The organism is Veillonella sp. CAG:933 (genome assembly GCF_000431435.1).
In the GTDB taxonomy this organism is placed as follows: domain Bacteria; phylum Bacillota; class Negativicutes; order Veillonellales; family Veillonellaceae; genus Veillonella_A.
On sequence record NZ_HF986122.1, the window covers coordinates 1 to 1,784 of the forward strand.

1 protein-coding gene and 1 tRNA gene are annotated in these 1,784 nt (G+C 40.2%); both read left to right on the forward strand.

Going from position 1 to position 1,784, the window contains the following annotated elements:
• Window positions 1–305: 305 nt before the first annotated feature.
• Window positions 306–1,427 (forward strand): DUF2827 family protein, encoded by a 1,122-nt coding sequence (locus QZL64_RS01010; protein ID WP_021840200.1) that lies wholly within the window; start codon window positions 306–308, stop codon window positions 1,425–1,427.
• A gap of 114 nt (window positions 1,428–1,541) precedes the next feature.
• A tRNA-Trp gene (locus QZL64_RS01015) sits at window positions 1,542–1,617 on the forward strand.
• Window positions 1,618–1,784 lie beyond the last annotated feature (167 nt).

The following is a 1,784-nucleotide window of genomic DNA, read 5'->3' on the forward strand; positions in this document are numbered from 1 at the left end:
AATGCGTCCACGCCCTAAATCAATAGCGCTTTCTCCCTCTAGCCTTTATAGCACTAAAAAAGTCACTAACGCCAATCAATCCGTCCACGCCCTAAATCAATAGCGCTTTCTCCCTCTAGCCCTTCTTAGCACTAAATAAGTCACTAAACCGCAGCCATGCAGCCATGCACTACAATTTTACCCTCGCACCTTGTCCCATCCTCCAAACTATGTTATCATTTCCTTGAAATGAGTTTTCAATATCTATGTATAATTGAAATTTTACCGGTTAATACAATAATACCGAATCGGGAAGAGGGGTAGTCATGCAGAAAAAGATAAACATAGGAATTACCTTCTTTTGGGGTGATTCCTATCAGCATATTTGGTCGAATGGGGCAGGCCAAAATATGTTTTTCTTAAAACTCTGTCTAGAGCAGATAGAATTCGTCAATGAGGTCTATTTCGTGTATTGGGGAAACGAATTAACGAGCTTTCCCAGTCAATTCCAAGGTTTTAATGTAAAGTACTACGAATACCATGAAGTACTCAATAAGACAGATTTGCTCATAGAAGGAACGCTAGCATTAGAACCGGCTATCGGCCGTGCTTTTCGTGCCCAAGGGGCCAGAATCATATCGTATCGCATGGGCAATGATTTTATCATGGATATGGAAAAATTCGTTCATGCCGAACAGGGCGGGCGTGCTTTTAACGGAACACGGTATGATGCCGTTTGGATCGCCCCGCATCTGATGAAAACGAATAAACCTTATGTGGAAATCATTACACGGGCACCGGTTTATGAGGTTCCGCATTTGTGGAGCCCGCTATTTATTGATACAAAGATAAAAGAGCTGAGCTTGGAAGGTATATTCGGTTACAATCCTATTGATCCGGAGCAGCGCCGTGTAGCTGTGATGGAACCTAATATTTCTGTTCTCAAAAATTGCATGACCCCCATATTAATTGCGGAAGAAGTATATCGTCGCAATAAAAATCTACTGAAGCATGTATATCTATGTGGTACGGTTGATAAAAAGAACGTCCACGCCTTCTACAATTTTATCGGCTTTACCGATTTGGTAAGACAGAATATCATGTCCGTAGAAGCTCGCTTTATGACACCGGAATTTTTAGGCAAATATACAGACATCGTCTTAGCATTTCAGTGGGAATGCGGACTCAATTATCTTTATTACGAAGCCCTTTATGGGGGATATCCGCTTGTTCATAACTCCGAATATTTAAAAAAAGAAAACATCGGGTTTTACTACGATCAATTTGATGCTTATGCCGGAGCTGATGCCTTAATTAACGCTATTTATGCTTATGATAAGGAAAAAGACTATCATGAGCTGCATAATCGTAAGTATTTAGGAATGCTGTCGCCATTCCATGAAAATAATATTGCAAATTACGAGATGCTCATAAAAGCGCTTTTTTGATGGGGCAACAGTTTACTTTACCTTTACGAGAAATATATTAGTTAAAATTAGGTTTGACATTTACCTCAATATTTGGTATTATATTCTAGTATCAAGTGTGACTTGGTACTACATAGGGGTATAGCTCAATTGGTAGAGTAGCGGTCTCCAAAACCGTTGGTTGTGGGTTCAAGTCCTACTGCCCCTGCCATCCATAATATAGAAGGCGGCCGCAAGGTCGCTCGTTCTATTCTTGAGGAATTGTAAAATATACGAAAAATTTCCCTTGCAATGAACAGCGTATTATGGTATTATATTCGAGTGGCAAGTTTATGACTCAGTAGCTCAGCTGGATAGAGCGTTTGACTACGAATCAAA